A 25,108-nucleotide genomic window follows, 5' to 3' on the forward strand; every position below is an offset into this window, starting at 1 on the left:
CTTTGAAGGGGTGTTGACGCCGCGTGGGGGCGCGCTTACGGTTCGGGATGTCCGTCGAGGAAAGGTGGCATGCCACCTGGCACGGCGGTGCGGGTCGCGGGCCCGCGCCACCCCGCCCCGCCACGAGGGAGGCCCGACCATGACCCGGCAACCGCCGCCCCACACTCTGCGTACCGCCCACCTCACCGACCCCCTGGGCGTCGACGACCAACACCCGGACCTCGCCTGGCAGTTGGCGCGCGGCCGACAGGCCGCCCATCAGGTGCAGGCCGCCACCACGGCCGCCCTGCTCGCCGACGGCACCTGCGACCTGTGGGACAGCGGCCGCGTTCCCGGCACGGTCCATACCGGCGTCCACTACGACGGCAAGGCGCCCGGCGCGCGGCAGCGCGTGTGGTGGCGGGTACGCGTGTGGGAGTCGCGCGCACCGGACCACGAGGAGGACGGTCCGACCGCCTGGAGCGCACCCGCGACCTGGGAGACCGGACTACCTACCGCCGACGACTGGGCGGACGCCGAGTGGATCACCGCACCGGACCTCCGCCCCGGCGACCCCCTGCCCCTCCTCGTCCGCGACCTCACCCTCCCCGCCACCCCCGTCCGCGCCCGCCTGTACGCCACCGCACTCGGCGTCTACGAGGCCTTCGTCAATGGCGCACACGCCGGCGACGCCCGCCTCGAACCCGGCTGCACCGCCTTCGACAAACGCCTGCTCTACGCCACGTACGACGTCACCGACACGCTGCGGGCCGGAGCCAACACGATCGGCATCGCCCTCGGCAACGGCATCGCGCGCGTCCTCGAATCCGACGGCCGCTACACCAAACTGCGCGCCGACCACGGCAGCCCCCGCGCCCTCGCGCTCCTGTACGCCGAGTACGCGGACGGCACCACGACCACCGTGGTCACCGACCCGAGCTGGCGCACGCATCCCGGCCCGGTCACCCTGTCGGCCTGGTTCGGCGGTGAGGAGTACGACGCCCGCCTCGAACCCGACGACTGGCACCGCCCCGGCGCCGACCGCGGCGGCTGGCGGCCCGCCGTCCCCGCGCCGCTGCCCACCGCCGTCGCCCTGACGGCGCGCGCCCATCCGCCGGTCGAGGTCGTCGACACCCTCACGCCCGTCTCCGTCAGCGAGCCGCGGCCCGGCGTGCACGTCTTCGACCTCGGCACGAACATCGCGGGACGGCCGTGCCTCGACGTGACCGGGCCCGCCGGCACCTCCGTGGTGATCCGGCCGGCCGAGCTCCTGGCGCCGGACGGCACCGTCAACCAGCGGTTCACCGGCACGCCCTGCTTCGACCGCTACACCCTGCGCGGCGACCCCGACGGCGAACGCTGGCGACCCGCCACCGTCTACCACGGCTTCCGCTGGCTCCAGGTCGAAGGGCTGCCCGCACCACCCGCGCCGGACACCGTGAGCGGCGAGGTGATGCGCGTAGCCAACACCCCAGCGGGCGGCTTCCGTTGCTCGTCCGAGCTGCTCAACGGGGTCCACCGGCTGATCGACCGCGCCGTCCAGAGCAACATGTACAGCCTGCTCACCGACTGCCCGCACCGCGAGAAGCTCGGCTGGCTCGAACAGGTGCACCTCGTCTTCCCCGCCGTCGCCCACGGCTACGACGTCGCCGCGCACTACCGCAAGCTGGTGCGCGACATGGCCGACGCGCAGACCGCCTCCGGCCTCGTACCGGACATCGCCCCCGAGTACACCGTCTTCGAGGACAAGTTCCGCGACGACGCCAACTGGGGCGGCGCGCTGGTCCTCGCGCCGTGGTGGCTGCACCGCACCTACGGCGACACCGCCACGCTGCGCGCCCACTACCCGCGCATGCTCCGCTACCTCGACCATCTGCACTCCCGCTCGCCCGACGGGCTGATCCTCGAGCACGGGCTCGGCGACTGGATGGCCTTCGACACCTCCACCCCCAAGGCCGTCACCGCGACCTTCGCCCACCAGCGGATCGTCACCGCGCTCGGTGACATCGCCGAGGCGATCGGCGCGCACGGCGACGCCGCCGCCCACCGCCGCCTGGCGAGCGACATCGCCGACGCCTTCCACCGGCGGTTCCACGACGCGGACCGGCACACCTACGGCAGCGGCAGCCAGGCCTGCGACGTGCTCGCCCTCGCGGCGGGCGCCGTCCCTCCCGAAGAGACGCGAGCCGTCCTCGACCACCTCGTCGCGGGCATCCGCGCCGCGGGCGACCACGTGACCGTCGGCGAGATCGCCCTGCCGTCACTGCTGCGCGCCCTGTCCGACCACGGCCGCGACGACGTCGTATGGGATCTGCTCAGCCGCACCGACAACCCCAGCTACGGCTACCAACTCGCCCACGGTGCGACGGCGTTGACGGAACGCTGGGACGGCCCGACCCGAGGTTCCTCGCAGAACCACTACATGCTCGGCGCGGCCTCCGAGTGGCTGGTCGGCTCGCTAGCTGGTCTGCGTCAGGCCCCGGACTCGGTCGCGTACGAGCACATCGTGGTTCGTCCCGCCCCCGTCGGTGACCTGACCTGGGCGAGCGCCTGGTACGACACCCCGCGCGGCCGGGCCTCCGTGGCCTGGCACCGGGACGCGGACGTCTTCCGTCTGACGGTCACGCTGCCGCCCGGCGCCGACACCCGGGTGGAGCTGCCGCTGCCCAACGGCGACCGTGACGTACGCCAAGTGCCGCCAGGTAGCCATGAGTTCACGGTGCCCGGAGACTGGAGCCCCGATGTCGCCTGACGACCGGCAGGCGCACCGCATGCCCTACTGGGCCGACTTCACGCCCGGCACAGGCCTGCGCCGCCCACCTCGCATCGCCCCGCTCCCGTCCGACGCCGCCCGCCTCGACCTGGGCGGGGCCTGGTCGTTCCGGCTCTCGCCGACCGCCCGCGCGCCACTCGACTTCCTGACCGGGCCGCCGGCCCACGGCGCGGACGCCTGGTCGCCGCTGCCCGTCCCTTCGCACTGGGTGCTGCACGGCCACGGCGTCCCCCGCTACACCAACACCGCCTATCCGTTCCCCATCGACCCGCCCCATGTCCCCGACGCCAACCCCACGGGCGATCACCACCGCACCTTCGACCTGCCCGACGGCTGGCGCATCGGCGGCAGCGTCCTGAGGTTCGACGGAGTCGACTCGGCCTGCAAAGTCTGGCTCAACGGGCAGGAGTTGGGCACGTCGAAGGGGAGCCGGCTGCCCGTCGAGTTCGACGCGGCCCACGCCCTGCGCCCCGGCCGCAACGACCTTGCCGTTCGCGTCCACCGCTGGTCGTCCGGCAGCTACCTGGAGGACCAGGACATGTGGTGGCTGCCCGGGATCTTCCGCGACGTCACCCTCCTGGAGCGCCCTCCGGGCGGCATCGACGACTGCTTCGTGCACGCGGACTACGACCATGTGCGACGCGAAGGACGACTGGGCGTCGACACCTCGGCACCGGACGCCAGCCTCACCGTCCCCGAACTCGGCATCCATGAGCATCCCGCCGGCCGGAGCCTCACCCTGCCGGGCGTGGAACCCTGGAGCGCCGAACAACCCCGTCTCTACGACGCCGAGTTGTGTACCGACACCGAACGCGTACGGCTGCGCATCGGCTTCCGTACCGTCGCGATCGTCGACGGCCGCTTCACCGTCAACGGCGCCCCCGTACTGCTGCGCGGCGTCAACCGGCACGAGCACGACCCCGACCGGGGCCGCGCCCTCGACCTCCCCACGATGCGTCGCGACGTCGAGCTGATGAAGGCGCACAACATCAACGCCGTGCGCACCGCCCACTACCCGCCGCACCCCGCCTTCCTCGACCTCTGCGACGAGTACGGACTGTGGGTGATCGACGAGTGCGACATCGAGACCCACGGATTCATCTACGCCGACTGGGCGGGCAACCCGATCGACGACCCGTGCTGGCGCCCGATGCTCCTGGACCGGATGCAGCGCATGGTCGAACGGGACAAGAACCACCCCAGCGTCGTCATCTGGTCCCTGGGCAACGAGAGCCACGCAGGAACCAACCTCGCCGACCTCGCGACCTGGACCCGCGACCGCGACCCCTCCCGCCCCCTGCACTACGAACGCGACCGCACCTACCGCCACTCCGACTTCTACAGCCTCATGTACGCGCCGGTGGATGACGTCGACCGCATCGGCCGCCGTGCCGACCCGGCGACGCCCGAGAACACGGACCATCCCGAACTGGAGGAGCGGAGGCGCCAGTTGCCTTTCCTGCTGTGCGAGTACGCACACGCCATGGGCAACGGGCCGGGATCCCTGGAGGAGTACCAGCGCACCCTGGAGCAACACCCGCGCTGCGCCGGGGCGTTCGTGTGGGAGTGGATCGACCACGGCTTCCGGCGCACCACCGAAGACGGCCGGGAGTTCTTCGCGTACGGAGGCGACTTCGGCGACCGGCCGCACGGCGGGACGTTCTGCGTCGACGGCCTCGTCCACCCCGACCGCACTCCGTCTCCGGGCCTCGCCGCGTACAAGAAGGCCATTGAACCCGTCGGCATCACTATCGAGTCGGCTGATCCGGGGCGGATCACCGTGCGCAACCGCCACGACGTCCGCGACCTGTCGCACCTGCGCTTCACCTGGACAGCCGAGCGCGAGGGACTGCCGTGTGCCCAGGGCGAGTTGAAGGTTCCCGCCGTGGCCGCCCGTCAGTGCGTGGACGTGCCGCTGCCCACCGTGGACACCACGGGCGACGGGGAGGTGTGGCTGACCGTACGTGCCGTACTCGCCGCGGTCGCACCTTGGGCACCCGCCGGGCACGAGGTCGCCTGGGCGCAGGCCCGCCTGGCCGGTCCACGCCACCGTGCGACGGCCGCGCCTTCCGTACCCGCGACGACGGCCGCCCCGCTCCTCGACGGCCCCCACCTCGACATCTGGCGCGCCCCCGCCGACAACGACCGCGGCATGGGCGACAACTCCGTGCTGCGCGAGTGGCGTTCGGCCGGCCTCGACCGGCTCGTGCCCCGCACCCTGGCCGAGGGGCCCCACGGCGCCGAGGTCCGGCTGGCGCCCGAGGGGTTCCCGCACGGCCTGCGCATGCGGCACGAGTGGACCGAGGAGGGCGACGCGTGGCGCCTCGCCGTCGAGATCACCCCCGAGGGACCCTGGGGCGAGCGCACCCTCCCCAAGGCCGGCGTCCGCTTCACCCTGCCCGACCGCTTCGACCGGATCCGCTGGTACGGCAAGGGCCCGGGGGAGGCGTACCCGGACAGTGAACACGCCGTCCGCGTCGGCCTGTTCACCTCCACCGTGGCCGACCTGCAGACCCCGTACGTCGTGCCCCAGGAGAACGGACGGCGGGCCGACGTCCGCTGGGCCGAGCTCACCGACCCGGCCACCGGCGAAGGCCTGCGCGTCGAGGCCGCCGACCCCGACCACCCCTTCGGCCTCACCGTCCGCCCCTGGAGCACCGAGGCCCTGGAAGCCGCCGCCCACCCCTGCGACCTCACCCCCGACGGTCGCCTCCACCTGCACATCGACATCGCCCAGCACGGACTCGGCAGCGCCTCCTGCGGTCCCGGCCCGCTGCCGCACCACCAACTGCACCCGCAGCACTGGCGGTTCGCCCTGCTGCTGCGCCGCCCGGAAGCGCCCGCACCGGGGCCGACATCAGGAGAGGCAACCGTATGAGCAGCGTCGAAGAGCTCCGCCCCGCGACGACCGGGCGGGCGCCCTACACCCCCGACTGGGCGTCCCTGCGCCGGCACCGCGTCCCGGACTGGTTCCTCGACGCCAAACTGGGCATCTGGTCGCACTGGGGCCCGCAGTGCGCGGCACGCCGCGGCGACTGGTACGCCCGCCACCTCTACGGCCCCTACTCCGGCACCGAGGACTTCGAGGTCGAGCGCACCGCCCGCCAGACCGCCCACCACCGCGCCCACTACGGGCACCCCTCCCACTTCGGCCACAAGGACCTGTGCCACCAGTGGCGCGCCGAACGCTTCGACCCCGAAGCGCTGATGGACCGGTTCCGGCGCGCGGGCGCCCGCTACTTCGTCTCCCTCGCCGCCCACTGCGACAACTTCGACCTGTGGGACTCCGCGCACCAGCCGTGGAACTCCGTCAACGTCGGCCCGCGCACCGACATCGTCGCCCGCTGGGCCGTCGCCGCCCGCACCGCCGGCCTGCGCTTCGGCATCTCCATGCACGCCGGCTCCTGGACCTGGCGTTGGCTCGACGCCGCGTACGGAGCGGACGCCGAAGGCCCGTACGACGGTCACCTCACCGCCGCCGACGGGCGCGGCACCTGGTGGGAGGGGCTCGACCCGCGCGACCTGTACGGGCCGCCGCGCAAGCCCGGCGACGTACCCACGGCCGCGTTCGTCGACGACTTCTACGCCCGGCTGCGCGACGTCACCGAACGCCACGACGCCGACCTCGTCTACCTCGACGACTCCCGGATGCCCTTCGACGAGGGCAGCGTGTGCGTCGCCGACGGGCCGAGCCGCCGCCGCGGCCCGGAGTTCCTCGCCGACTACTACAACCGCACACCGGACGGGGCCGTCAGCATCAAGACCATCGCCGACGAGGACCGCGGCGCCGTCCTCCTCGACGTCGAACGCCACCAGCTCAGCGGCATCGACCCGCACCCGTGGCAGTACGACACCAGCATCGGCGACTGGTTCTACCGCGACGGCGAGCAGTACAAGAGCGCACAGGAGATCGTCCACCTGCTCGTCGACACCGTCAGCAAGAACGGCTGCCTGCTCCTCAACGTGCCCCAGCTGCCCGACGGCACCCTCGACGACGAGGTCAGCAGCGTCCTCGACTCCCTCGGCGCCTGGATGCGGGTCTGCGGCCGGGCGCTGTACGGCAGCCGCCCCTGGACCGTGTACGGCGAGGGCCCCACGAACGTGAGCGGCACGAAGGCCCGTGAGAGCCACCTCGCCTACACGGCGCGCGATCTCCGCTTCACCCGCGCCCCCGACGAGGAGGTCGTGTACGCGTTCGTCATGTCCTGGCCCGACGACCGCAGGATCCGCATCCACAGCCTCGCCGGCGCCACCCCGCCCCGCGAGGTCACGCTGCTGGGCGCGCCGGAACAGCCCACGTGGACGGCGGGGCCCGAAGGACTCGACGTACGGCTGCCCGACCGGCCGCCCACCCCGTACGTCCAGGTCCTCCGCATCGACTGGACCTGAGGGGGTGCGCATGGGCCGGGTCACCGCCCCCGTCTTCGAGCACCACCGCGAAGCCCTCGGTATCGGAGAGGCGGCTCCCCGCCTGAGCTGGCGGACCGAGACCGACGAACCCGACTGGACCCAACTCGCCTACCAGGTAAGGGTGATCGGGGGCGACGGTGACGTCGTCGCGGACACCGGACGCGTGGACAGTCCGGACTGCGTCCTCGTGGACTGGCCCGGCCCCGCGCTCACGTCCCGGCAGCGCGCCACCGCCCGGGTCCGGGTCTGGGGCGGGTCCGACGGCGCCGCCACCGACTGGTCCCCGCCCGCCACCGTCGAGGCCGGACTCCTGACCCGCGCGGACTGGCACGCCCGGCCCGTCACCCCGGACCGCGAACCGCCGGACGGGCCCCTGCCCGTCGCCCTGCTGCGCCGCGCCTTCACCGTCGACGGGCCCGTCCGCTCGGCCCGCCTCTACACCACCTCGTACGGCGTCCACGAGACCGAGATCAATGGCACCCGCGTCGGCGACGACGTCCTCGCACCCGGCTGGACCTCCTACCACCACCGCCTGCGCTACCGCACCCACGACGTGACCGGCCTGCTGCGCCGCGGCGAGAACGCGCTCGGGGCGCTGCTCGGCGAGGGCTGGTACACCGGCCGCCTCGGCTGGGACGGCGGACGCCGCGCCCGCTACGGGCCGCACCGTGCCCTGCTCGCCCAGCTGGAGATCCGCTACGCCGACGGCCGCACGCACACCGTCGCCACCGACCCCGACTGGCACTGGACCACCGGGCCACTGCTGCGCTCCGAGCTGTACGACGGCGAGGAGTACGACGCGAGGCGCGAACGCGACGGCTGGTCGAACCCGGGCCACGAAGACCGCGACTGGCAGCCCGTACAGGAACTGCCCTTTCCTGCGGCCGAGTTGGTGGCGCCCACCGCGCCGCCCGTACGCCGCGTGCGCACCGTCCCCGTCCGTGCCGTGCACACCACCCCGTCGGGGCGCACCGTCGTCGACTTCGGCGAGAACGTCGTCGGCCGACTGCGCATCCGGGTGACCGGACCCGCCGGACACACCGTCACCCTGCGGCACGCCGAGGTCCTCGACGGCGGTGAACTCGCCCGCCGCCCCCTGCGTGACGCCGCCGCCACCGACACCTACGTCCTGCGCGGCACGGGCAGCCTGGAGACGTACGAACCGCGCTTCACCTGCCACGGCTTCCGGTACGCCGAGATCGACGGCTGGCCGGGGGAGTTCGACCCGGCGTGCGTGGCGGCCGTCGTCATCCGCACCGACCTGCGCCGCACCGGCTGGTTCCGCTGCAGCGATCCTCTGGTCGACCGGCTCCACGGCAACGTCCTCGCCTCCCTGCACGGCAACTTCCTCGACCTGCCGACCGACTGCCCCCAGCGCGACGAACGCCTCGGCTGGACCGGCGACATCGCCGTCTTCGCGCCCACCGCCGCCTTCCTGTACGACTGCACCGGCATGCTCGGCGGCTGGCTGCGCGACCTCGCCGCCGAGCAGTTCGCCCGACCCGACCGATCCGTGCCGCTCGTCGTCCCCGACATCCTCGACCCGCCCATGGCGGACGGCGTGCACGCGCTATGGGGCGACGCGGCGGTCCTGGTGCCGTGGGCGCTGTACCGGGCGAGCGGCGACATCGAGGTGCTGCGGGCCCAATACCCGTCCATGGCCGCCTGGTTGGCGCTCGGCGCCGCGCGCGCCGAGACGGGCGGCGGGGTGTGGCGCGACCCCGGACAGCTCGGCGACTGGCTCGACCCGGCCGCGCCGCCCGACGATCCGGCCGCCGCCCGCACCGACGCCGACCTCGTCGCCTGCGCCTTCCTCGTGCACTCCGCCGACCTCGTCGCCGAGGCCGCCGAACTGCTCGACGAGAAGGACGACGCACACCGCCACCGCGAACTCGCGGCGCGACTGCGCACCGCCTTCGCCGCCGAGTTCGTGACGCCCGCGGGCCGCCTGTCCTCCGACTCGCAGACCGCCTACACGCTCGCCCTGAGCTTCGGTCTGCTCACCACCGCGGACCAGCGGCACACCGCGGCCCGCCGCCTCGCCCACCTCGTGCGCCGCTCCGGCTTCCGCATCGCCACCGGCTTCGCGGGCACCCCGCTGATCTGTGACGCGCTCTGCTCCGTCGGCGAGCACCGACTCGCCCACCGCATGCTGGCGGAGCGGCACTGCCCGTCCTGGCTGTACCCGGTGACCATGGGCGCCACGACCATTTGGGAGCGCTGGGACTCGCTGCTGCCCGACGGCACGGTCAACCCCGGCCAGATGACCTCCTTCAACCACTACGCCCTCGGCTCCGTCGCCGACTGGCTGCACCGCACCGTCGCGGGTCTCGCCCCCGCCGAACCGGGCTGGCGCCGCATCCGCGTCGTGCCCAGGCCCGGCGGCACCCTCACCCACGCGTGGGCCGCGCACCTCACCCCGTACGGGAGGGCGGAGTCCGGGTGGCGGCTCGACGGCGGCACCCTCACCGTCGACGTCCGTGTGCCGCCGGGCGTCCGCGCCGAGATCGCCCTGCCGGGGAGTGACACCACGCTCGAACGTGGCGCTGGACGACATGAGTTCACGATTCCGTACGACGTCCCGCCCCGGCCGGTCACCGAGATCGGCCACCCGCTCGTGCCGCGCGAGCCCTGCGACTGCGGCACGGCCGCCCCGATGCCACCGACGCCCGCGACGACAGGGAGACCTCCTGGTGAGCCACAGCCCCACCACGCTTCGTAGCCGCACCCTCGGCCGCAGTGGCGTGCCGGTCACGGAGCTGGTCCTCGGCACCGCCGCCCTCGGCCACCTCTACACCCCGGTCGAGGACGACCAGGCCCACGCCGCCGTGGACACCGCCTGGGACGTCGGCGTACGCGCCTTCGACACGGCGCCGCACTACGGGCTCGGGCTGGCCGAACGCCGCCTCGGCGCCGCGCTCGCCGACCGGCCCCGCGACACGTACGTCGTCTCGACCAAGGTCGGCCGCCTGCTCGTACCCGGCGACGGAGGGCAAGAGCCGCGCCGGGTCTGGGACTTCAGCGCCGACGGTGTCCGCCGCAGTCTGGAGGAGAGCCTCACCCGGCTCGGCCTCGACCGCGTCGACATCGCCTACCTCCACGACCCCGACGGACACGAGGAGCAGGCGTTCGCCGAGGCCTACCCGGCGCTGGAGAAGCTGCGGGCGGAGGGTGTCGTCCGGGCCATCGGCGCCGGAATGAACCAGACCGCGATGCTCACCCGCTTCGTGCGCGACACCGATGTCGACGTCGTGCTGTGCGCGGGCCGCCACACTCTCCTCGACCCCGGTGCCCGTGCGGACCTGCTGCCCGCCGCCCAGCGGCACGGCGTCGCCGTCCTCGTCGGCGGCGTCTACAACTCGGGCCTGCTCGCGGACCCCCGCCCCGGCGCGACGTACGACTACACCGAGGCGCCCCGCGCCCTCGTCGGCCGCGCGCTGCGACTCAAGGAGGCCGCGGAGCGCCACGGCACGACCCTGCGCGCCGCGGCCCTCGCCTTCGCGGCGGCCCCGGGCGCCGTGACCGCCCTCGTGATGGGCGCCCGCTCGGCAGCCGAAGTGCACGATTTCGTACGGCAGTTCCGAGCGGCTCGCGACGTTCCCCCGTCACTCTGGAGCGAACTGGTCGAACGTGGACTGCTGGCCGAGATGGACGACCGGTGAGCGATCCCCGGCCGTCCCTGATCGACGCGCACCATCACCTCTGGCAACTCGGCGTACGCGACCAGCCCTGGATCAAGGGGCCCCAACTCGCGCCGCTGCGCCGCGACTTCACGCTCGACGACCTGCGGCGGCAGACGATGCCGGCGCGCGTGGACGGCACGGTCGTCGTGCAGACCGTGCCCGACCCGGCGGAGACCCGTGAGCTGCTCGCCCTTGCCGTGAGCGACGCGCTCGTCAGGGGCGTCGTGGGGTGGATCGACCTCACGCGCCCCGACGTCTCCGACGCACTCGCCGGGCTGCGCGAGGAACCGGGCGGTGGCCGTCTGGTCGGCGTCCGCCATGCCGTGCAGGCCGAACCCGACCCGGAGTGGCTGCTCCGCGCGGACGTGCGGCGTGGACTGGGCGCGCTCGCCGACGCGGGACTCGGCTACGACGTCCTCGCCCGTCCGGCCCAGCTGCCCGCCTGCACACGGGCCGCCGCCCGCCACCCCGACCTGACCTTCGTCCTCGACCACGCCGGAAACCCGCCGGACGAGGCCGACGGGCGCGGGGAGTGGGAGCGGGCGGTCCGGGCGTTCGCCGCCCTGCCGAACACGGCGTGCAAGCTGTCCGGCGCGGCCCTCGCCTGCGCCGACGCCCCAGCGAAGAGCCTCGACGCGTTCGGCCCGACGCGCGTGATGTTCGGCTCGGACTGGCCCGTGAGCACCCTCACCGCCTCGTACGCCGAGGTCACGGGCCGCGTCGAGGAGGTGACCAAGGGGCTCGCCGCGGGGGAGCGGGAGGCGGTGCTGCGGGGTACGGCTCGGCGCGTCTACCGGTTCTGAACGGACCGGCGCCCGACCGCGGGGCCGGGCGCCGGTGTTCTCAGATGGCTGCCTTGCTGGCGTCGCCGAGGGGAGCGGGCACAGCGTCCCGCTCGCCCAGCTGCGCGGTCGGCACCTTCGCCGTCTCGCGAGCCGTGAGACCCGCCACCACCGGCAGCACACACAGTGCCGCGGTGAACAGGGCCACCGCGCCCCAGTTGTCGCCGCCCGGGCCCGCGATCTGCGCCGCGAACGTCACCGCGAAACCGGATATGGCGAAGCCGATCTGGGTGCCGATCGCCATTCCCGAGAGTCGTACGCGGGTCGGGAACATCTCGCCGTAGAAGGCCGGCCACACGGCGTTGGCCGCGCTGTAGACGACGCCGAAGGCCAGGATGCCGAGCACGAACGTCAGCGCGTACGAGCCCGTGGAGATCGCCCACAGGTAGCCGAACATCAGCAGCGCGCTGCCCGCGGCGCCCGTGACGAAGACCGGCCGGCGGCCGATGCGGTCGGCGAGCTTCGCCCACAGCGGGATCGCGGCGAGCGCTACGAGGTTGGCGAGCGCGCCGACCCACAGCATGGCGGAGCGGTCCATGCCGACCGCGTCGCTCGTCGCGTACGACAGGGCCCACACCGTGAAGATCGTGCTCACGGAGGCGACCAGCGCGCCCCCGATCACGCGCAGGACGTCCACCCAGTGGTCGCGGAAGAGCACCGCGAGCGGCAGCTTGGCGACCTCGCCGGACTCGGCCTTGCGGGCGAACTCGGGCGTCTCGTCGAGCGAGCGCCGGATGACGTAGCCGGCGATGGCGACGCCGAGGCTCAGCCAGAACGGGATGCGCCAGCCCCAGGACAGGAGCTGGTCCTCGGGCAGCGCCGCGATCGGCAGGAAGACAATGGTGGCGAGGAGCTGCCCGGCCTGGGTCCCGTTGAGCGTGAAACTCGTGAAATACGCGCGACGATCCTCTGGCGCGTGTTCCAAGGTCATCGAACCCGCGCTGGACTGCTCCCCGGCGGCCGAGATGCCCTGCATGATGCGGCAGAGCACGAGCAGCAACGGCGCGAACCCGCCGACCTGGTCACGGGTGGGCAGACAGCCGATCAGGAACGTCGACAGGCCCATCAGGACCACGGTGAACACCATGATCTTGCGGCGGCCCAGGCGGTCGCCGATGTGACCGAGGAAGAACGCGCCGACGGGGCGCGCGGCGTACGCGACGCCGAACGTGGCGAGCGAGAGCAGGGTGGCGTCGGCCGGGTCGGACTCGTCGAAGAACACCTTCGGGAAGACGAGCGCGGCGGCGCTGCCGTAGATGAAGAAGTCGTAGTACTCGAGGGCACTGCCGCTCCAGGCGGCGAATGCCGCCTTGCGGGGCTGGCCCTGTGGTGCGCGCGGTGATTCTGCGGGGACGGACACGCGGGCTCCTTGAGGGCTGGGTGGATCAACCCGGTGGCCCTGAGCCGGCCGGGTTAATTAACCCACTGGATAGTTAACAGCTGATGGCCAGCGATGTTGCGCCCGTGTTTCCCGCCTGTCAAGAGGTTGCGACGAGGACGTACGAGCCGGTCAGCGCTTGTCGCCGCCCGCCGTCAGGTACGCGATCACCATGTCGCCCAGCATTGTGCGGTAGTGCTCGCGGCGGTCCTGCGCCGTCAGATCGCGGCCGAACAGGGCGCCGAACGTATGCCGGTTGGAGACCCGGAAGAAGCAGAACGAGCTGATCATCGCGTGCAGATCCACCGCGTCCACGTCCGCCGTGAAGACGCCCTCGGCCCGGCCCGACTCCAGGATCCGGCCGATCACGTCGATCGCGGGCGAGTTGAGCGAGCCGATCGTCTCGGACGCCGTGATGTGCTCGGCGTCGTGGATGTTCTCGATGCTCACGAGGCGGATGAAGTCCGGGTGCTGCTCGTGGTGGTCGAAGGTCAGCTCGGCGAGCCGCCGGATCGCGGCGACCGGGTCGAGATCCTCCACGTCGGCGTCCTGCTCGGCCTCGCGGATCACCGCGTAGCTGCGCTCAAGGACGGCCGTGAACAGCTGCTCTTTTCCGCCGAAGTAGTAGTAGATCATCCGCTTCGTGGTGCGGGTGCGGGCCGCGATCTCGTCGACGCGGGCGCCCGTGTACCCGGCGCGGGCGAACTCCTCCGTGGCGACCTTGAGGATCTCGGCCTTGGTGCGGGCCGCGTCGCGGATGCGTCCCGCGCGGCGCGCCGGCTCTTCGACAGTGGTCATCCGGCGATTGTAGGAGCCGTGCCCGGGGGTGGTTCCGGTCAGTCCCTTCCCAGAAGGGCATCGGGCTTGATATGAGTAACGAACCAGTTCGTACATTAAGTGTGACGCTCGGCCAGGAGGACCCCGTGCCCCAGGACTCTTATCTCGTCGGTCTGATCGGCGAGGGGATCGGCCCCTCGCTCAGCCCCGCCCTGCACGAGCGGGAGGCCGACCGGCAGGGCCTGCGCTATCTGTACCGGCGGCTCGACATCGGTGAGATCGGTGTACGGCCCGAGGATGTGGGGGAGTTGCTGCGGGCCGCCCGCACCGTCGGTTTCGACGGCCTGAACATCACGCACCCCTGCAAGCAGCTCGCCATCGAGCACCTCGACGAGCTGTCGCCGGGGGCCGCGGCGCTCGGCGCGGTCAACACCGTGGTCTTCGACGGCGGCCGCGCCATCGGCCACAACACCGACGTGACCGGGTTCGCCGCCTCCTTCGCCCGCGGGCTGCCCGAGGCCCGCATGGAGCGCGTCGTCCAGCTCGGCGCCGGGGGAGCGGGCGCCGCCGTCGCCCACGCGGTGCTCACCCTGGGCGTCGGCCGCATCGTGCTCGTCGACGCGCTGCCGGAGCGGGCCGCCGCCCTCGCCGACTCCCTGAACCGGCACTTCGGCGAGGACCGCGCGGTGCCCGCGGGAATGGACGAGCTCGCCGCGCACATCGCCGGGGCCGACGGCATCGTGCACGCCACCCCCACCGGCATGGCCGCCCACCCCGGCCTCCCGTTCCCCGCCGAACTGCTGCACCCCGGCCTGTGGGTCGCCGAGGTCGTCTACCGGCCGCTGGAGACCGAACTCGTGCGCACCGCACGCAACCTGGGCTGCGCCGTCCTCGACGGCGGCGGCATGGCCGTCTTCCAGGCCGCCGATGCGTTCCGCCTCTTCACCGGGCGCGAGCCGGACGCCGCCCGGATGCTCACCCACTTCGCCGAACTGGCGGGCACGGAGGCGGCGCTGCGAGCAGCCACATCAAGCCCCGGCACCGATTGAGCAGCCGTATTGAGCCCCGCCTTCGGACGAGAGCCAGCGGGGTACGGGGCAGAGCCCCGATCTTTTCAACCCCCGCCGCCGCCCCACCCCGCAGACCCGCCCCCTCCGGAAGGAGCCCCGTGCGCACCTCCATCGCCACCGTCTCGCTCAGCGGATCGCTCACCGAGAAGCTCACCGCGGCCGCCCGCGCGGGCTTCGACGGCGTCGAGATCTTCGAGAACGACCTGCTCGCCAGCCCCCTCACCCCCGAGGAGATCCGCGACCGCTGCGCCGACCTCGGCCTGAGCATCGACCTGTACCAGCCGATGCGCGACATGGAGGCCGTGCCCGCCGACGTGTTCGCCCAGAACCTGCGGCGCGCCGAGCACAAGTTCCGGATCATGCAACGCCTCGGCACCGACACCGTCCTTGTCTGCTCCAGCGTCTCGCCGCTCTCCATCGGCGACGACGCACTCGCTGCTGGCCAGCTGCGCCAACTCGCCGAGCGGGCGAGCGACTTCGGGGTCCGTGTCGCCTACGAGGCGCTCGCGTGGGGCCGGCACGTCAACACGTACGACCATGCCTGGCGCATCATCGAGGCCGCCGACCACCCGGCGCTCGGCACCTGCCTCGACAGCTTCCACATCCTCGCCCGCGGCACCGAGGGCAAGGACCTCGAAGGCATCGAGGACATCCCCGGCGACAAGATCTTCTTCCTGCAGCTCGCCGACGCGCCGCTGCTCGACATGGACGTCCTGCGGTGGAGCCGCCACTACCGCTGCTTCCCCGGTCAGGGCGACCTCGACGTCGCGGGCCTGCTGCGCCACGTGCTGCGCGCCGGTTATCGGGGGCCGCTGTCGCTGGAGATCTTCAACGATGTGTTCCGGCAGGCCGAAGCAGGGCCCGCCGCCGTGGACGCGCTGCGCTCGCTGCTCGCCCTCCAGGAGGCGGTGGGTGTTCAGGACGTCGTGGGTCAGGGCGAATTGCCCCCGCCCGTGGTGCCGACCGGTGTCGCCTTCACGGAACTCGTCACCCCCGACGTCGCCCCGGCCGCCGACCTCCTCGCCGCCCTCGGCTTCACCCGCACGGGCCGCCACCGCGGCAAGCCGGTCGACCTGTGGGAGCAGGGCGAGGCCCGCGTGCTGCTCAACACCGGGCCCGCCGCCCGCCGCGACGGCACCGTCCTCGCCGCCGTCGGCCTGGAGTCCTCGGACCCGGCCGCCGCCGCCCGCCGCGCGGAGGCCCTGCTCGCCCCGGTCCTGCCACGCCGCCGCGGAACCGGCGACGTACTCCTCGACGCCGTCGCCGCGCCCGACGGCACGGAACTCTTCTTCTGCGCCACCGACCGCGCCGAACTCCCCAGCTGGATCCGGGACTTCGAGCCGACGGGGGAGCGGCCCGCCGAGACCGACGTCACCGGCGTCGACCACCTCCAGCTCACCCAGCCCTGGCACCAGTTCGACGAGGCCGCCCTGTTCCACCGCAGCGTGCTCGGCCTGGAACCCCGGGCGAGCGTCGACGTCGCCGACCCGTACGGACTGCTGCGCAGCCGCGCCGTCGCCACCGCCGACGGCGCCGTCCGCATCGCGCTCGGCGCGGGCCCCGGCCCCGGCGAGGACCAGGACCGGGCCCAACACATCGCCCTCGCCACCAGCGACGTCGTCGCGGCCGCCCGCCGCTTCCGCGCGGCGGGCGGGGAGCTGCTGCCGATGCCGGGCAACTACTACGACGACCTGGCGGCGCGCTTCGAGTTCGCGCCCGGCGAGCTGGAGACGTACCAGGAACTCGGCATCCTCTACGACCGCGACGCCCACGGCACCTTCCGCCACTGCTACACCCGCACCGTGGGGCGCGTCTTCTTCGAACTGGCCCAGCGCGAGGACGGCTACCAGGGATACGGGGCGCAGAACGCACCGGTGCGGCTCGCGGCGCAGCACGCGGCGAACTAGGGGACTAACCCTTGAAGCGTGCCGCGATCTCCTCCAGCCGGGCATGGTGCTGCTGCCACTCCAGGGGCGGCAGGCCGTCATTGCCCGGCTGGTAGCCGATCAGGCCGTCGAGGCCCTCACGGAGGATGTCGGCCTGGCCCACGTGGCGCTGCGTGTCGGAGATGACCCGGACCAGCACATGGTGGAGCGTGACCTGGTTGCGCTCCTTCGGCCACCACGAGACCGTGCCGATGGTGTCCAGGGGCAGCTCCCTGACCGAGGCGTCCGTGTGCGTCCAGGCGCGCCGGTAGCGCTCGATGATCTCCTCGCGGGACTCGTCGGCGGTCGCGAACATGTCCGCGTTCTCTTCCGCGGCCTCCTCGAGGGCGGGCAGCGGCTCGCCGTGCGCCCGGCCGAAGGTGTCGCAGAGGTAGCCGAGCTCCACCCCGGCCAGATGCTTGAGCAGGCCCAGCAGGTTCGTGCCCGTCGGCGTCAGCGGGCGCCGCACGTCGTACTCGGAGAGCCCGTCGAGCTTCCACAGCAGGGCGTCGCGGGCCTCCTGGAGGTAGTGCAGGAGATCGTTCTTGCGGTCGGTTTCGGTCATGCGGACACTCTGCTGCCTCGGACGGGCGTGGGACAGGGGTTTTCGGGAGGCAGCGGCGCACCTCATGCGATTCGATGGACGAGATGGGACACAAGCCGGAAAAGCCCGCTCACGATCCGCTGACCGCACTCCTCGACGGCGTGCGGCTGCGGCTGCGCGATCTGAACGACGGCGAGCCCGCCTCGTACATCCCGGAACTCGGTCGCGTCGACCCCCGCCTGTTCGGGCTCAGCCTGTGCACCCTCGACGGGCAGGTCTACGGGAGCGGGGACACGGCCGTCCACTTCACCGCGCAGTCCGTGTCGAAGCCCTTCGTGTTCGCGCTCGCGCTCGCCGACCACGGCCTGGAGAACGTCCTGGCGCGCGTCGGCGCCGAGCCGAGCGGCGAGGCGTTCAACTCGATCCGCCTCGAGCCCGGCACGGGGCGGCCACCGAACCCGATGGTCAACGCGGGGGCCATCGTGACCAGTTCGCTCGTCGCGGGCGACACCCCGAAGGCCCGCTTCGACCGCATCCTGGACGGGCTCGGCGCCTTCGCGGGGCGCCCTCTCACCGTCGACGAGGCCGTGTACGCCTCCGAGTGCGCCACCGGTGACCGCAACCGCGCCCTCGCCTACCTCATGCACAACGCGGGCTCGCTCACCGGCGACGTCGAGGCGGAGCTCGCGGTCTACTTCCGCCAGTGCTCCGTCCTCGTCACCTGCGACGACCTCGCCGTGATGCACGCGACGCTCGCGGGCGGCGGCATCAACCCGGTCACCGGCGAACGCGTCGTCGCGAGTCGGCATGCCCAGCACGTCCTCGCCGTCATGGCCACCTGCGGCATGTACGACGCGTCGGGGCAGTGGATGCTCCGCGTCGGGATGCCGGCCAAGAGCGGGGTGTCCGGTGGGATCGGGGTCGCGCTGCCGAGCCAGTTCGGGATCGGTGTCTTCAGCCCGCCGCTTGAGGAGAAGGGGAACAGCGTGCGCGGCATCGCCGCCTGCCACCTGATCACCGACCAGTTCGGCCTTCACCTGATGCGGGCCACGTCCCACGAGCGCCGGCCGCTGCCGCCCCGCTCCCTGCACGCCACCCCGCTGCGCTCCCTGCGGCACCGCACCCGCGCCCAGCGGGCCGCACTCGACACCCGCGCGGAGCGGATCCGCGTCCACGTGCTCCAGGGCGACCTCGACTTCGCCACCGCCGAGCAGACCGTGCGCGCCGCCCTCGACCTCCCGGACGCCGTCGGCTGGTTCGTCCTCGACCTCACCCGTGTCGGCCGCATCGAACCGGTCGCCGCCGACCTGCTGCGCGGACTCGCCGAGGAGCTGCGCTCGCGCGAACTGCGCATGGTGCTCGCCGACCCGGACGAGCGGCAGGCCCTGGCCCGCACCACGGACGAGTTCCCCGACCTCGGCCGGGCCCTGGAGGCCTGCGAGGACGAGCTGCTCACGGGGATCGGGCTCGACCCGGACATCCCCGTGCCGCTCGCCGACTGCGACCTGTTCGGCGCGGCCGACACCGGCCTGCGCGCCGCCCTCGCCGAGGCCTTCGACACCCTGGACCTCGCGGCGGGCGAGTCCGTCGCGCCGCCGCAGACGGCGCCGCTCGACCGGATCGTCCTCTGGTACGTCGAGTCGGGCCGGCTCGCCGTGTGCGCGGACGCCGCCGACACGGTGACGACGAGCCGCACCTGGTCGGCGGGCCCCGGCGCGGCCCTGACACCCGCCGACTTCCCACCCGGCCGCACCCGCAAGGTCCTCGCCGAACGCGACACACGCTGCCGCACCCTCACCGCCGCCGGTTTCCGGCGCCTGCGGGAGCGGGAGCCCGACGCGGTGGCGTTCCTGGAGCGGGCGCCGCTGGAGGGCGCGGAGACGGTGGACCGCGCCGACGTCACCTGACGCGAGGCACCTCGCGTCGCGTGGGAGTGTCGTGGCCTTCCGCCTCTCCGCACCGGGGCGCCGCGGTTCACGAACCGCGGCGCCGCCGCCGTGCGGCGACCGCCTGGGGGTCGATCTCCGGGTGGGACCAACGCTCGGCGAGCGCCAGGGACTCGGCCCGGCCGTCGGCGACGTGTTCGAGGGCCAGGTCGGCGGCCCGGTCCGCGTCCCCGGACGCGATCGCCGCGTACAGCTCCTCGTGCTCGGCGCACTGCCGGGCCGGATCCCGCTGCGCGGTGAGCCGGAACAGCCAGTGCGTACGCGCCGCCAAGGGACGCATCATGCTCGTCAGGAGCGGGTTCGCGGCCAACTCCACGATGTCCGTGTGGAATCCCGCGTTCGCGGCGGCGATCGAGGCGCGGTCCCGGTCGTGGGTCGCGGCGCGTGCGGCGTGCAAGCGGGCCTCCAGGCGGGCGAGCCCCTCCCCGTCCGACCGCTCGGCCGCGAGCCGCGCCGCCAACGACTCGAGGGATTCCCGTACGTCGAACAGATCGCGGACGTCGGCCGGCGTGAACGGCGAGACCAGCGCGCCCCGGTGAGGCACCAGCAGCACAAGACCGTCCGCCTCAAGCCGGCGCAGCGCCTCGCGCAGGGGGATGCGGGAGACGTCGAGTTCTGCCGCGAGGTCACGCTCCACGAGCCGTTCGCCCGGCTGGAGTTCGGCCTCCAGGATGCGCCGGCGCAGTGCGTCGTACGCACGGTCGCGCAGCGATCCGCGTCCCGGCCCCGCCGGCTCTGCCGCTGTCACCAAGGGTTTCCTCCGCTCAGATACCGCTCTCACAGTAAGCGGGCCGGCGGCGGGGGAGCGTACTGCTAACCATCCGCTAACACGTGGGCAACACAAGGCTCCCAGACTGAGGGCGCGTAACGGTATACCACTATCGGGCTCGCGGGCCCCTCCCCTGGAGGCATCTCAGTGGCACACACCCATCCACGTCGCGCGGGCGCCGTCGCGGCCGGACTCGGTCTCGTCCTGCTCACCGGGTGCGGCGGCGCCTCGTCCGCGCAGAGCGGCGACGGCGACGGCGGTTCCGGTTCGGGCTCAGGCTCGGGCGATCTCAAGGTCGGCGTCCTGTTCCCGGGTTCGCTCTCCGACGACGGGTTCATGGAGTCGGCGTACCGCGGCTATCGTCGCGCGGCCGAGGAGCACAAGGGCAAGGTCGCGTTCAGCAAGGTCGAGCAGGTCCAGGCCGCCGACTACGAGCAGGCCCTCGTCCGCTTCGCCACCACCTCCGACCTCGTCATCTCGCTCGGCGGCCAGACCGACGCCGACGTGCGCAAGGTCGCCGCCCGCTTCCCCAAGGTGAAGTTCGCCGAGATCGGCGGCCCGGCCGACGGCAAGCCCACGGCGAACCTCGCCCTGTACGACCCGCAGCAGGCCCAGGCGGCGTTCCTGTCCGGCGCGGCGGCCGCACTGCTGACGAAGAAGGGCACGGTCGGCTTCGTCGGCGGCGCCGAACTGCCCGCCATCGTCAACGCGGCGAAGGAGTTCGAGAACGGCGCCAAGGCCGCCGAGCCGAAGGTGAAGGTCCTCACGCCGCAGTACGTGGGCGACTTCAACGACGCCGCGAAGGCCAAGCAGTCCGCCCTCGCCGACTACGGCGCGGGCGCCGACGTCCTCGGCCAGGTCCTCAACCTCGGCCACAAGGGCGTCGCCCAAGCCGCGAAGGGGCGCGGCGGCACCCTCATCGGCGGCCCCGTCGCCCACGAGTGCGGCACCGACAAGGCGTACGCCGGATACGTCGAGACCGACATCGGCGCCGAGCTCGAGTACGCCACCGACCAGCTGGTGAGGGGGAGTTGGAAGGCGGAGTCCGTGCACTTCGGGCTCACCTTCGACGAGCCGCACAACGACATCGTGCTGTGCGGGGACGCCGACCCGGCCGTGACCAAGAAGCTCGACGACCTGAAGGCGAAGATCACATCCGGGAAGATCACCACCCGATGACGGCGGCATCCGCACTGGCGATCACCGGACTCACCAAGTCCTACGGCGGAGTACGGGCGTTGGACGACATCGGCCTCGTCGTCGACGCCGGAACCGTCCACTGTGTCCTCGGCGAGAACGGTGCGGGAAAGTCCACCCTGTGTCACGCCGTCGGCGGCTCGCTCACCCCGGACAGCGGCAGTCTGCGTCTGTACGGGGCGCAGTACGCGCCGCGCCGTCCCGCCGACGCGCTCGCAGCCGGGGTCGCGATGGTGCACCAGCACTTCAGCCTCGTCGCGACCCTCACCGTCGGCGAGAACCTGCGCCTGCTGCGCCTGCCCGATCTGGACCGCCGTGTCGCCCGGGTCCGTGACGAGTACGGACTCGACCTCGAACTCGACGACGTGGTGGGCGAGTTGCCGGTCGGCGTACGTCAGCGCGTCGAGATCGTGAAGGCGCTGCTGCGCGAGCCGCGGCTCCTCGTCCTCGACGAACCGACCGGCGTCCTCGGCCCCGCCGAGACCGACGCGCTGCTCGGCACGTGCCGCCGCATCGCGGACGCCGGGCACGCCGTCGTCCTCGTCACGCACAAGCTCGGCGAAGCGGCGCGGGCGGGCGACGCGGCGACCGTGCTGCGCGGCGGCCGGGTCGCGGGCGGCGGCCGCCTCGCAGAGCTGCCCGCCGAACGCCTCGTCCCGATGATGATCGGCCGCGCCGCCGGCACCCTCGACGCCTCGCTGGCCGGTGCGGTCGGGCTCGGCGCCCCGGCGCCCGCCACCCCGGACGAGCGCGCCGCACCGGCCGGCTCCGCCCTGCGCCTGCACGACATCACCGTGCGCCGCCCCGACGGCACGTACGCGCTCGACGGGGTCGCACTCGACGTCGGGCACGGCGAGATCGTCGGTGTGGCCGGCGTCGAGGGCAACGGGCAGAGCGAGCTGATGGCCGTCCTCGGCGGCTCCCGGGCGCCGGGGCGCGGCCGGGTGGAGATCGGCGGCCGGGATCTGACCGGGGCCGGGCCCGCGGTCCGCACCCGCGCGGGTCTCGGAGTGGTGCCCGAGGACCGGCACCACGAGGGGTGCGTCCCGCAGCTGTCCGTCGCGGAGAACCTGCACCTCGGGCGCCTCGGCCGGTTCCGCAGGCTGGGCTTCCTCCTGGACCGGGGCGCCCTCGCGCGCGCCACGGCCGAGGTCCTGTCCGACCATGCCGTCCGCGCCGCCGGGCCCGACGCGCCGATGGCGTCGCTGTCCGGCGGGAACCAGCAGAAGGTCGTCCTGGCCAGGGAGTTGGCGCTCGATCCGCTGGTCTGCCTGGCCGCGGCGCAGCCCACGCGCGGCCTCGACATCGGCGCGGTGGACGCCGTGCACAGCCGCATCCGCGAAGCCGCCGGACGCGGTGCGGGCGTGCTCGTCGTCTCCGCCGAACTCGACGAGTTGCTGGCGCTGTGCGACCGCGTCCTCATCGCCTACCGAGGCCGCCTCCTGGGCCCCGTCGACCCACGCGACCCCGACGCGCGGGAGCGGATCGGGGAGCTGATGGTGGGCGCCGACGTGGGCGCGGGTACTCGGGCGGGAGTCTGACGCCACGGTCCGCGCGGCGAGGGGGCGGTCGGTTTCCGCAGCTCAGTGGATCGACGCACGGCGCCTCGGGTCCTTCACGCGCACCGCGCCCCGCCGCCCCTCCCTCCTTCATACACACGCGCCCCCACTCCGCCACCGGCCCATCCGGACCCCGACCCGCTCAAGGACCGCCATGCCCCTGCCCGTCACCGCCACGCCACCGCCCCCGGCGGCCCCGCCGCCCTCCGCCGCCCGCACCGGGCCCGGCCGTGACGCCGTCCGGCTGCGCGGCCTGGCCCGGCACCCCGTGTCCGTCGCCGCGTACGCCGGACTCTTCGCCGTCGGAGTGGGCCTCGTGCTTGTCGTGGGCGCGGGCGCCGACCCGGCCGTCGCCTGGGCCGCGCTCAACGAGGGCATGTTCGGCTCGGCGTACGCCGTCGGCAGCTCCCTCAACTCCGCCGCCGTGCTCGCCCTCATCGCCACCGGGTTCACCGTCGCCCACCGCGCAGGGCTCGTGAACGTCGGCGGCGAGGGCCAGTTGTGCGCGGGCGGCGTCGCGGCCGCCGCCACCGGGCTCGCTCTTCCCGCAGGCACACCGGGCGTCCTCGGAGTGCCGTTGATCCTCGCGGCCGGGTTCCTCGCCGGGGCCGGATGGGCGGGTATCGCCGCATGGTTCAAGGTGCGGCGCGGCACCAGCGAGGTGATCACCACGCTGCTGCTCAACTTCGTGGGCATCGGCATGGTCGCCGTCGCCGTGCACGAAGAGGCGCTGCTGCGACAGCCCGTCACCTCCTCCGAGACGCTGCCGCAGTCGGCTCCGCTGCCGGCCGGCGCCCAACTGCCCCTGATCGGCGGCGTCGAGTCACCCGCGACGGCCGTCGTCGTCATCGCCGCCGTCCTCGCCGTGGCCACGGGCATCGTGCTGCGGCACACTGCCGTCGGACTACGCCTGACCGCCGTCGGGCACTCGCCCGCCGCGTCGGCCAGGCTCGGGTTGCCCGTGGGCCGGCTCGAAGGCGGCGGCCTCGCCTTCGCGGGCGGCCTCGCGGGCGTCGCGGGCGCCTCCCTCGTCGCCACCGCCCCGTACGTCCTCGCCGAACACTTCTCCTCCGGCTACGGCTTCTCGGGCCTCGTCGTCGGGCTGCTGGCCCGCGGCTCCTTCACCGCCGTCGCCGCCGCGAGTCTCCTCTTCGGCTTCCTCACCAGCGGCGGCATCAACCTGCAACTCGCCGCCCAGGTACCCGCGTCGACCGTACAGATCGTGCAGAGCGTGCTCGTCCTGTGCGTCGCCGCAGCCATGCTGATCACCCACCGCCGCCCCGGGAGCCCGTCATGAGCGCCGTCGTCGACGAACTCGCCTCCGGTGGCGTCCGGATGGCGCTGCCGCTGCTGCTCGCCTCCTCCGGCGAACTCCTCAGCGAACGCGCCGGAGTACTGAACCTCTCCGTCGAAGGCATGATGCTCACCGGCGCCTTCGCGGGCGCCGCCGGAGCGTACGCCTCAGGCAGCGCGGGCATCGGCGTGCTGACCGCACTCGGCGCGGGACTCCTCTTCGCCGCGCTCCAGGCACTGCTCAGCGTCACCCTGCGCGCCGATCAGATCGTCACCGGCATCACCGCCAACGCCCTCGCGCTCGGCGCCACGACGTACGGATCCCGGCTGCTGTTCGGCGACGACGCGCGGCAGAACGCGCTGCCCGGCTTCGATCCGCTGCCCGTCCCCGGACTGCACCGCATCCCCGTACTCGGCCCGGCCCTGTTCGAGCAGACCCTGCTCGGATACGCGGCGCTCGCCGTCACCGCCGTGCTGGCCCTCGCATTGAGCCGTCGTACGACATGGGGGCTCATCGTCGACGCGGTGGGCGAGGACGCCGGAACCGCCGACCGCTGCGGACTGCCCGTCCGTACGGTCCGGTACGCGACCGTGCTCCTCACCGGCGCCACCGCCGCCCTCGCCGGTGCCCAGCTCGCCCTGGCCGAGGTGCACGCCTTCAGCGACAACATCACCGGCGGCATCGGCTACCTCGCGGTCGTCGCCGTGATCGCGGGCCGCTGGCGCGCCTGGCCGACCCTGCTCGCCTGCCTCGTCTTCGGGCTCGCCCAGTCCCTCCAGTTCGCGGCGCCCGCGCTCGGTCTGCACCTGTCGGCGCCGCTCCTGACCACCCTGCCGTACGTGTTCGCCCTCCTCGCCGTGAGCGGACTCGTGGGCCGCAGCCGCGCCCCGTCCGGGCTCACCACCCCCTTCGTACGCGGCAGTTGACCCGCACACCCCGCCCGCACCCGTACCTCGTCGAGG

General features: G+C 73.2%; 17 protein-coding genes. 13 read left to right on the top strand and 4 right to left on the bottom strand.

The window, feature by feature from the left end; translation table 11 throughout:
- The first annotated feature begins 139 nt into the window (after positions 1 to 139).
- From OG746_RS44425 to OG746_RS44450, 6 genes are read left to right on the top strand one after another with little or no spacing between them, the layout of a single operon-like run.
- Positions 140 to 2,731, top strand: a complete 2,592-nt coding sequence (locus tag OG746_RS44425; RefSeq protein WP_266725167.1) for an alpha-L-rhamnosidase — start codon at positions 140 to 142, stop codon at positions 2,729 to 2,731.
- Positions 2,721 to 5,630: a glycoside hydrolase family 2 TIM barrel-domain containing protein gene (locus tag OG746_RS44430; RefSeq protein WP_266725169.1), complete on the top strand. Its 2,910-nt coding sequence runs from the start codon at positions 2,721 to 2,723 to the stop codon at positions 5,628 to 5,630. The genes OG746_RS44425 and OG746_RS44430 overlap by 11 nt, the downstream gene beginning before the upstream one ends.
- Positions 5,627 to 7,141, top strand: a complete 1,515-nt coding sequence (locus OG746_RS44435) for an alpha-L-fucosidase (protein WP_266725171.1) — start codon at positions 5,627 to 5,629, stop codon at positions 7,139 to 7,141. The genes OG746_RS44430 and OG746_RS44435 overlap by 4 nt, the downstream gene beginning before the upstream one ends.
- Before the next feature lie 10 nt (positions 7,142 to 7,151).
- The gene (locus OG746_RS44440) at positions 7,152 to 9,884 is read left to right on the top strand and encodes a family 78 glycoside hydrolase catalytic domain (protein ID WP_266725173.1); all 2,733 of its coding nucleotides are present in this window, start codon (positions 7,152 to 7,154) and stop codon (positions 9,882 to 9,884) included.
- Positions 9,856 to 10,824, top strand: coding sequence for an aldo/keto reductase (locus OG746_RS44445; RefSeq protein WP_266725175.1), 969 nt, complete (start codon positions 9,856 to 9,858; stop codon positions 10,822 to 10,824). The genes OG746_RS44440 and OG746_RS44445 overlap by 29 nt, the downstream gene beginning before the upstream one ends.
- A complete protein-coding gene (locus OG746_RS44450) occupies positions 10,821 to 11,648 on the top strand; it encodes an amidohydrolase family protein (RefSeq protein WP_266725177.1) in 828 nt (275 codons plus the stop codon). The genes OG746_RS44445 and OG746_RS44450 overlap by 4 nt, the downstream gene beginning before the upstream one ends.
- Before the next feature lie 40 nt (positions 11,649 to 11,688).
- Here the strand turns inward: OG746_RS44450 and OG746_RS44455 are convergent, their stop codons facing one another.
- Both OG746_RS44455 and OG746_RS44460 read right to left on the bottom strand, forming a co-directional pair.
- Positions 11,689 to 13,047 (bottom strand): MFS transporter, encoded by a 1,359-nt coding sequence (locus OG746_RS44455; protein ID WP_266725179.1) that lies wholly within the window; start codon positions 13,045 to 13,047, stop codon positions 11,689 to 11,691.
- A gap of 150 nt (positions 13,048 to 13,197) precedes the next feature.
- A complete protein-coding gene (locus tag OG746_RS44460; RefSeq protein ID WP_266725181.1) occupies positions 13,198 to 13,863 on the bottom strand; it encodes a TetR/AcrR family transcriptional regulator in 666 nt (221 codons plus the stop codon).
- 125 nt (positions 13,864 to 13,988) lie between these two features.
- Here OG746_RS44460 and OG746_RS44465 point away from each other — a divergent pair, with 125 nt between their 5' ends.
- Together OG746_RS44465 and OG746_RS44470 are read left to right on the top strand one after the other, a co-directional pair.
- The gene (locus OG746_RS44465) at positions 13,989 to 14,891 is read left to right on the top strand and encodes a shikimate dehydrogenase (RefSeq protein WP_266725185.1); all 903 of its coding nucleotides are present in this window, start codon (positions 13,989 to 13,991) and stop codon (positions 14,889 to 14,891) included.
- Between the two features lie 119 nt (positions 14,892 to 15,010).
- Positions 15,011 to 16,819 carry a sugar phosphate isomerase/epimerase and 4-hydroxyphenylpyruvate domain-containing protein gene (locus OG746_RS44470; RefSeq protein ID WP_266725187.1) on the top strand — a complete coding sequence of 603 codons (1,809 nt, stop codon included), beginning with the start codon at positions 15,011 to 15,013 and terminating at the stop codon, positions 16,817 to 16,819.
- Between the two features lie 4 nt (positions 16,820 to 16,823).
- On the opposite strand, the gene OG746_RS44475 is transcribed toward OG746_RS44470, so the two are convergent.
- Complete coding sequence (locus OG746_RS44475; RefSeq protein ID WP_266725189.1) at positions 16,824 to 17,402, bottom strand: DinB family protein; 579 nt, start codon at positions 17,400 to 17,402, stop codon at positions 16,824 to 16,826.
- 83 nt (positions 17,403 to 17,485) lie between these two features.
- On the opposite strand from OG746_RS44475, the gene glsA reads away from it, so the two are divergent.
- Positions 17,486 to 19,288, top strand: a complete 1,803-nt coding sequence (gene glsA, locus OG746_RS44480; RefSeq protein ID WP_266725191.1) for a glutaminase A — start codon at positions 17,486 to 17,488, stop codon at positions 19,286 to 19,288.
- A 67-nt stretch (positions 19,289 to 19,355) separates the two neighbouring features.
- On the opposite strand, the gene OG746_RS44485 is transcribed toward glsA, so the two are convergent.
- Complete coding sequence (locus tag OG746_RS44485) at positions 19,356 to 20,075, bottom strand: GntR family transcriptional regulator (RefSeq protein WP_266725193.1); 720 nt, start codon at positions 20,073 to 20,075, stop codon at positions 19,356 to 19,358.
- Positions 20,076 to 20,243: 168 nt separating this feature from the next.
- Between OG746_RS44485 and OG746_RS44490 the strand changes: the two genes are divergently transcribed.
- From OG746_RS44490 to OG746_RS44505, 4 genes are all read left to right on the top strand, one after another.
- Positions 20,244 to 21,275 carry a BMP family ABC transporter substrate-binding protein gene (locus OG746_RS44490; protein ID WP_266725195.1) on the top strand — a complete coding sequence of 344 codons (1,032 nt, stop codon included), beginning with the start codon at positions 20,244 to 20,246 and terminating at the stop codon, positions 21,273 to 21,275.
- Positions 21,272 to 22,834 carry an ABC transporter ATP-binding protein gene (locus tag OG746_RS44495; RefSeq protein WP_266725197.1) on the top strand — a complete coding sequence of 521 codons (1,563 nt, stop codon included), beginning with the start codon at positions 21,272 to 21,274 and terminating at the stop codon, positions 22,832 to 22,834. Before OG746_RS44490 ends, OG746_RS44495 begins: the two co-directional genes overlap by 4 nt.
- Positions 22,835 to 23,006: 172 nt before the next feature.
- Positions 23,007 to 24,149, top strand: coding sequence for an ABC transporter permease (locus OG746_RS44500; RefSeq protein WP_266725199.1), 1,143 nt, complete (start codon positions 23,007 to 23,009; stop codon positions 24,147 to 24,149).
- Entirely contained in the window at positions 24,146 to 25,072 is a 927-nt protein-coding gene (locus OG746_RS44505; protein ID WP_266725201.1) for an ABC transporter permease, read from the top strand. Before OG746_RS44500 ends, OG746_RS44505 begins: the two co-directional genes overlap by 4 nt.
- The last annotated feature ends 36 nt before the right edge of the window (positions 25,073 to 25,108 follow it).

This window comes from Streptomyces sp. NBC_01016 (assembly GCF_026341035.1).
Classification (GTDB): Bacteria; Actinomycetota; Actinomycetes; order Streptomycetales; family Streptomycetaceae; genus Streptomyces.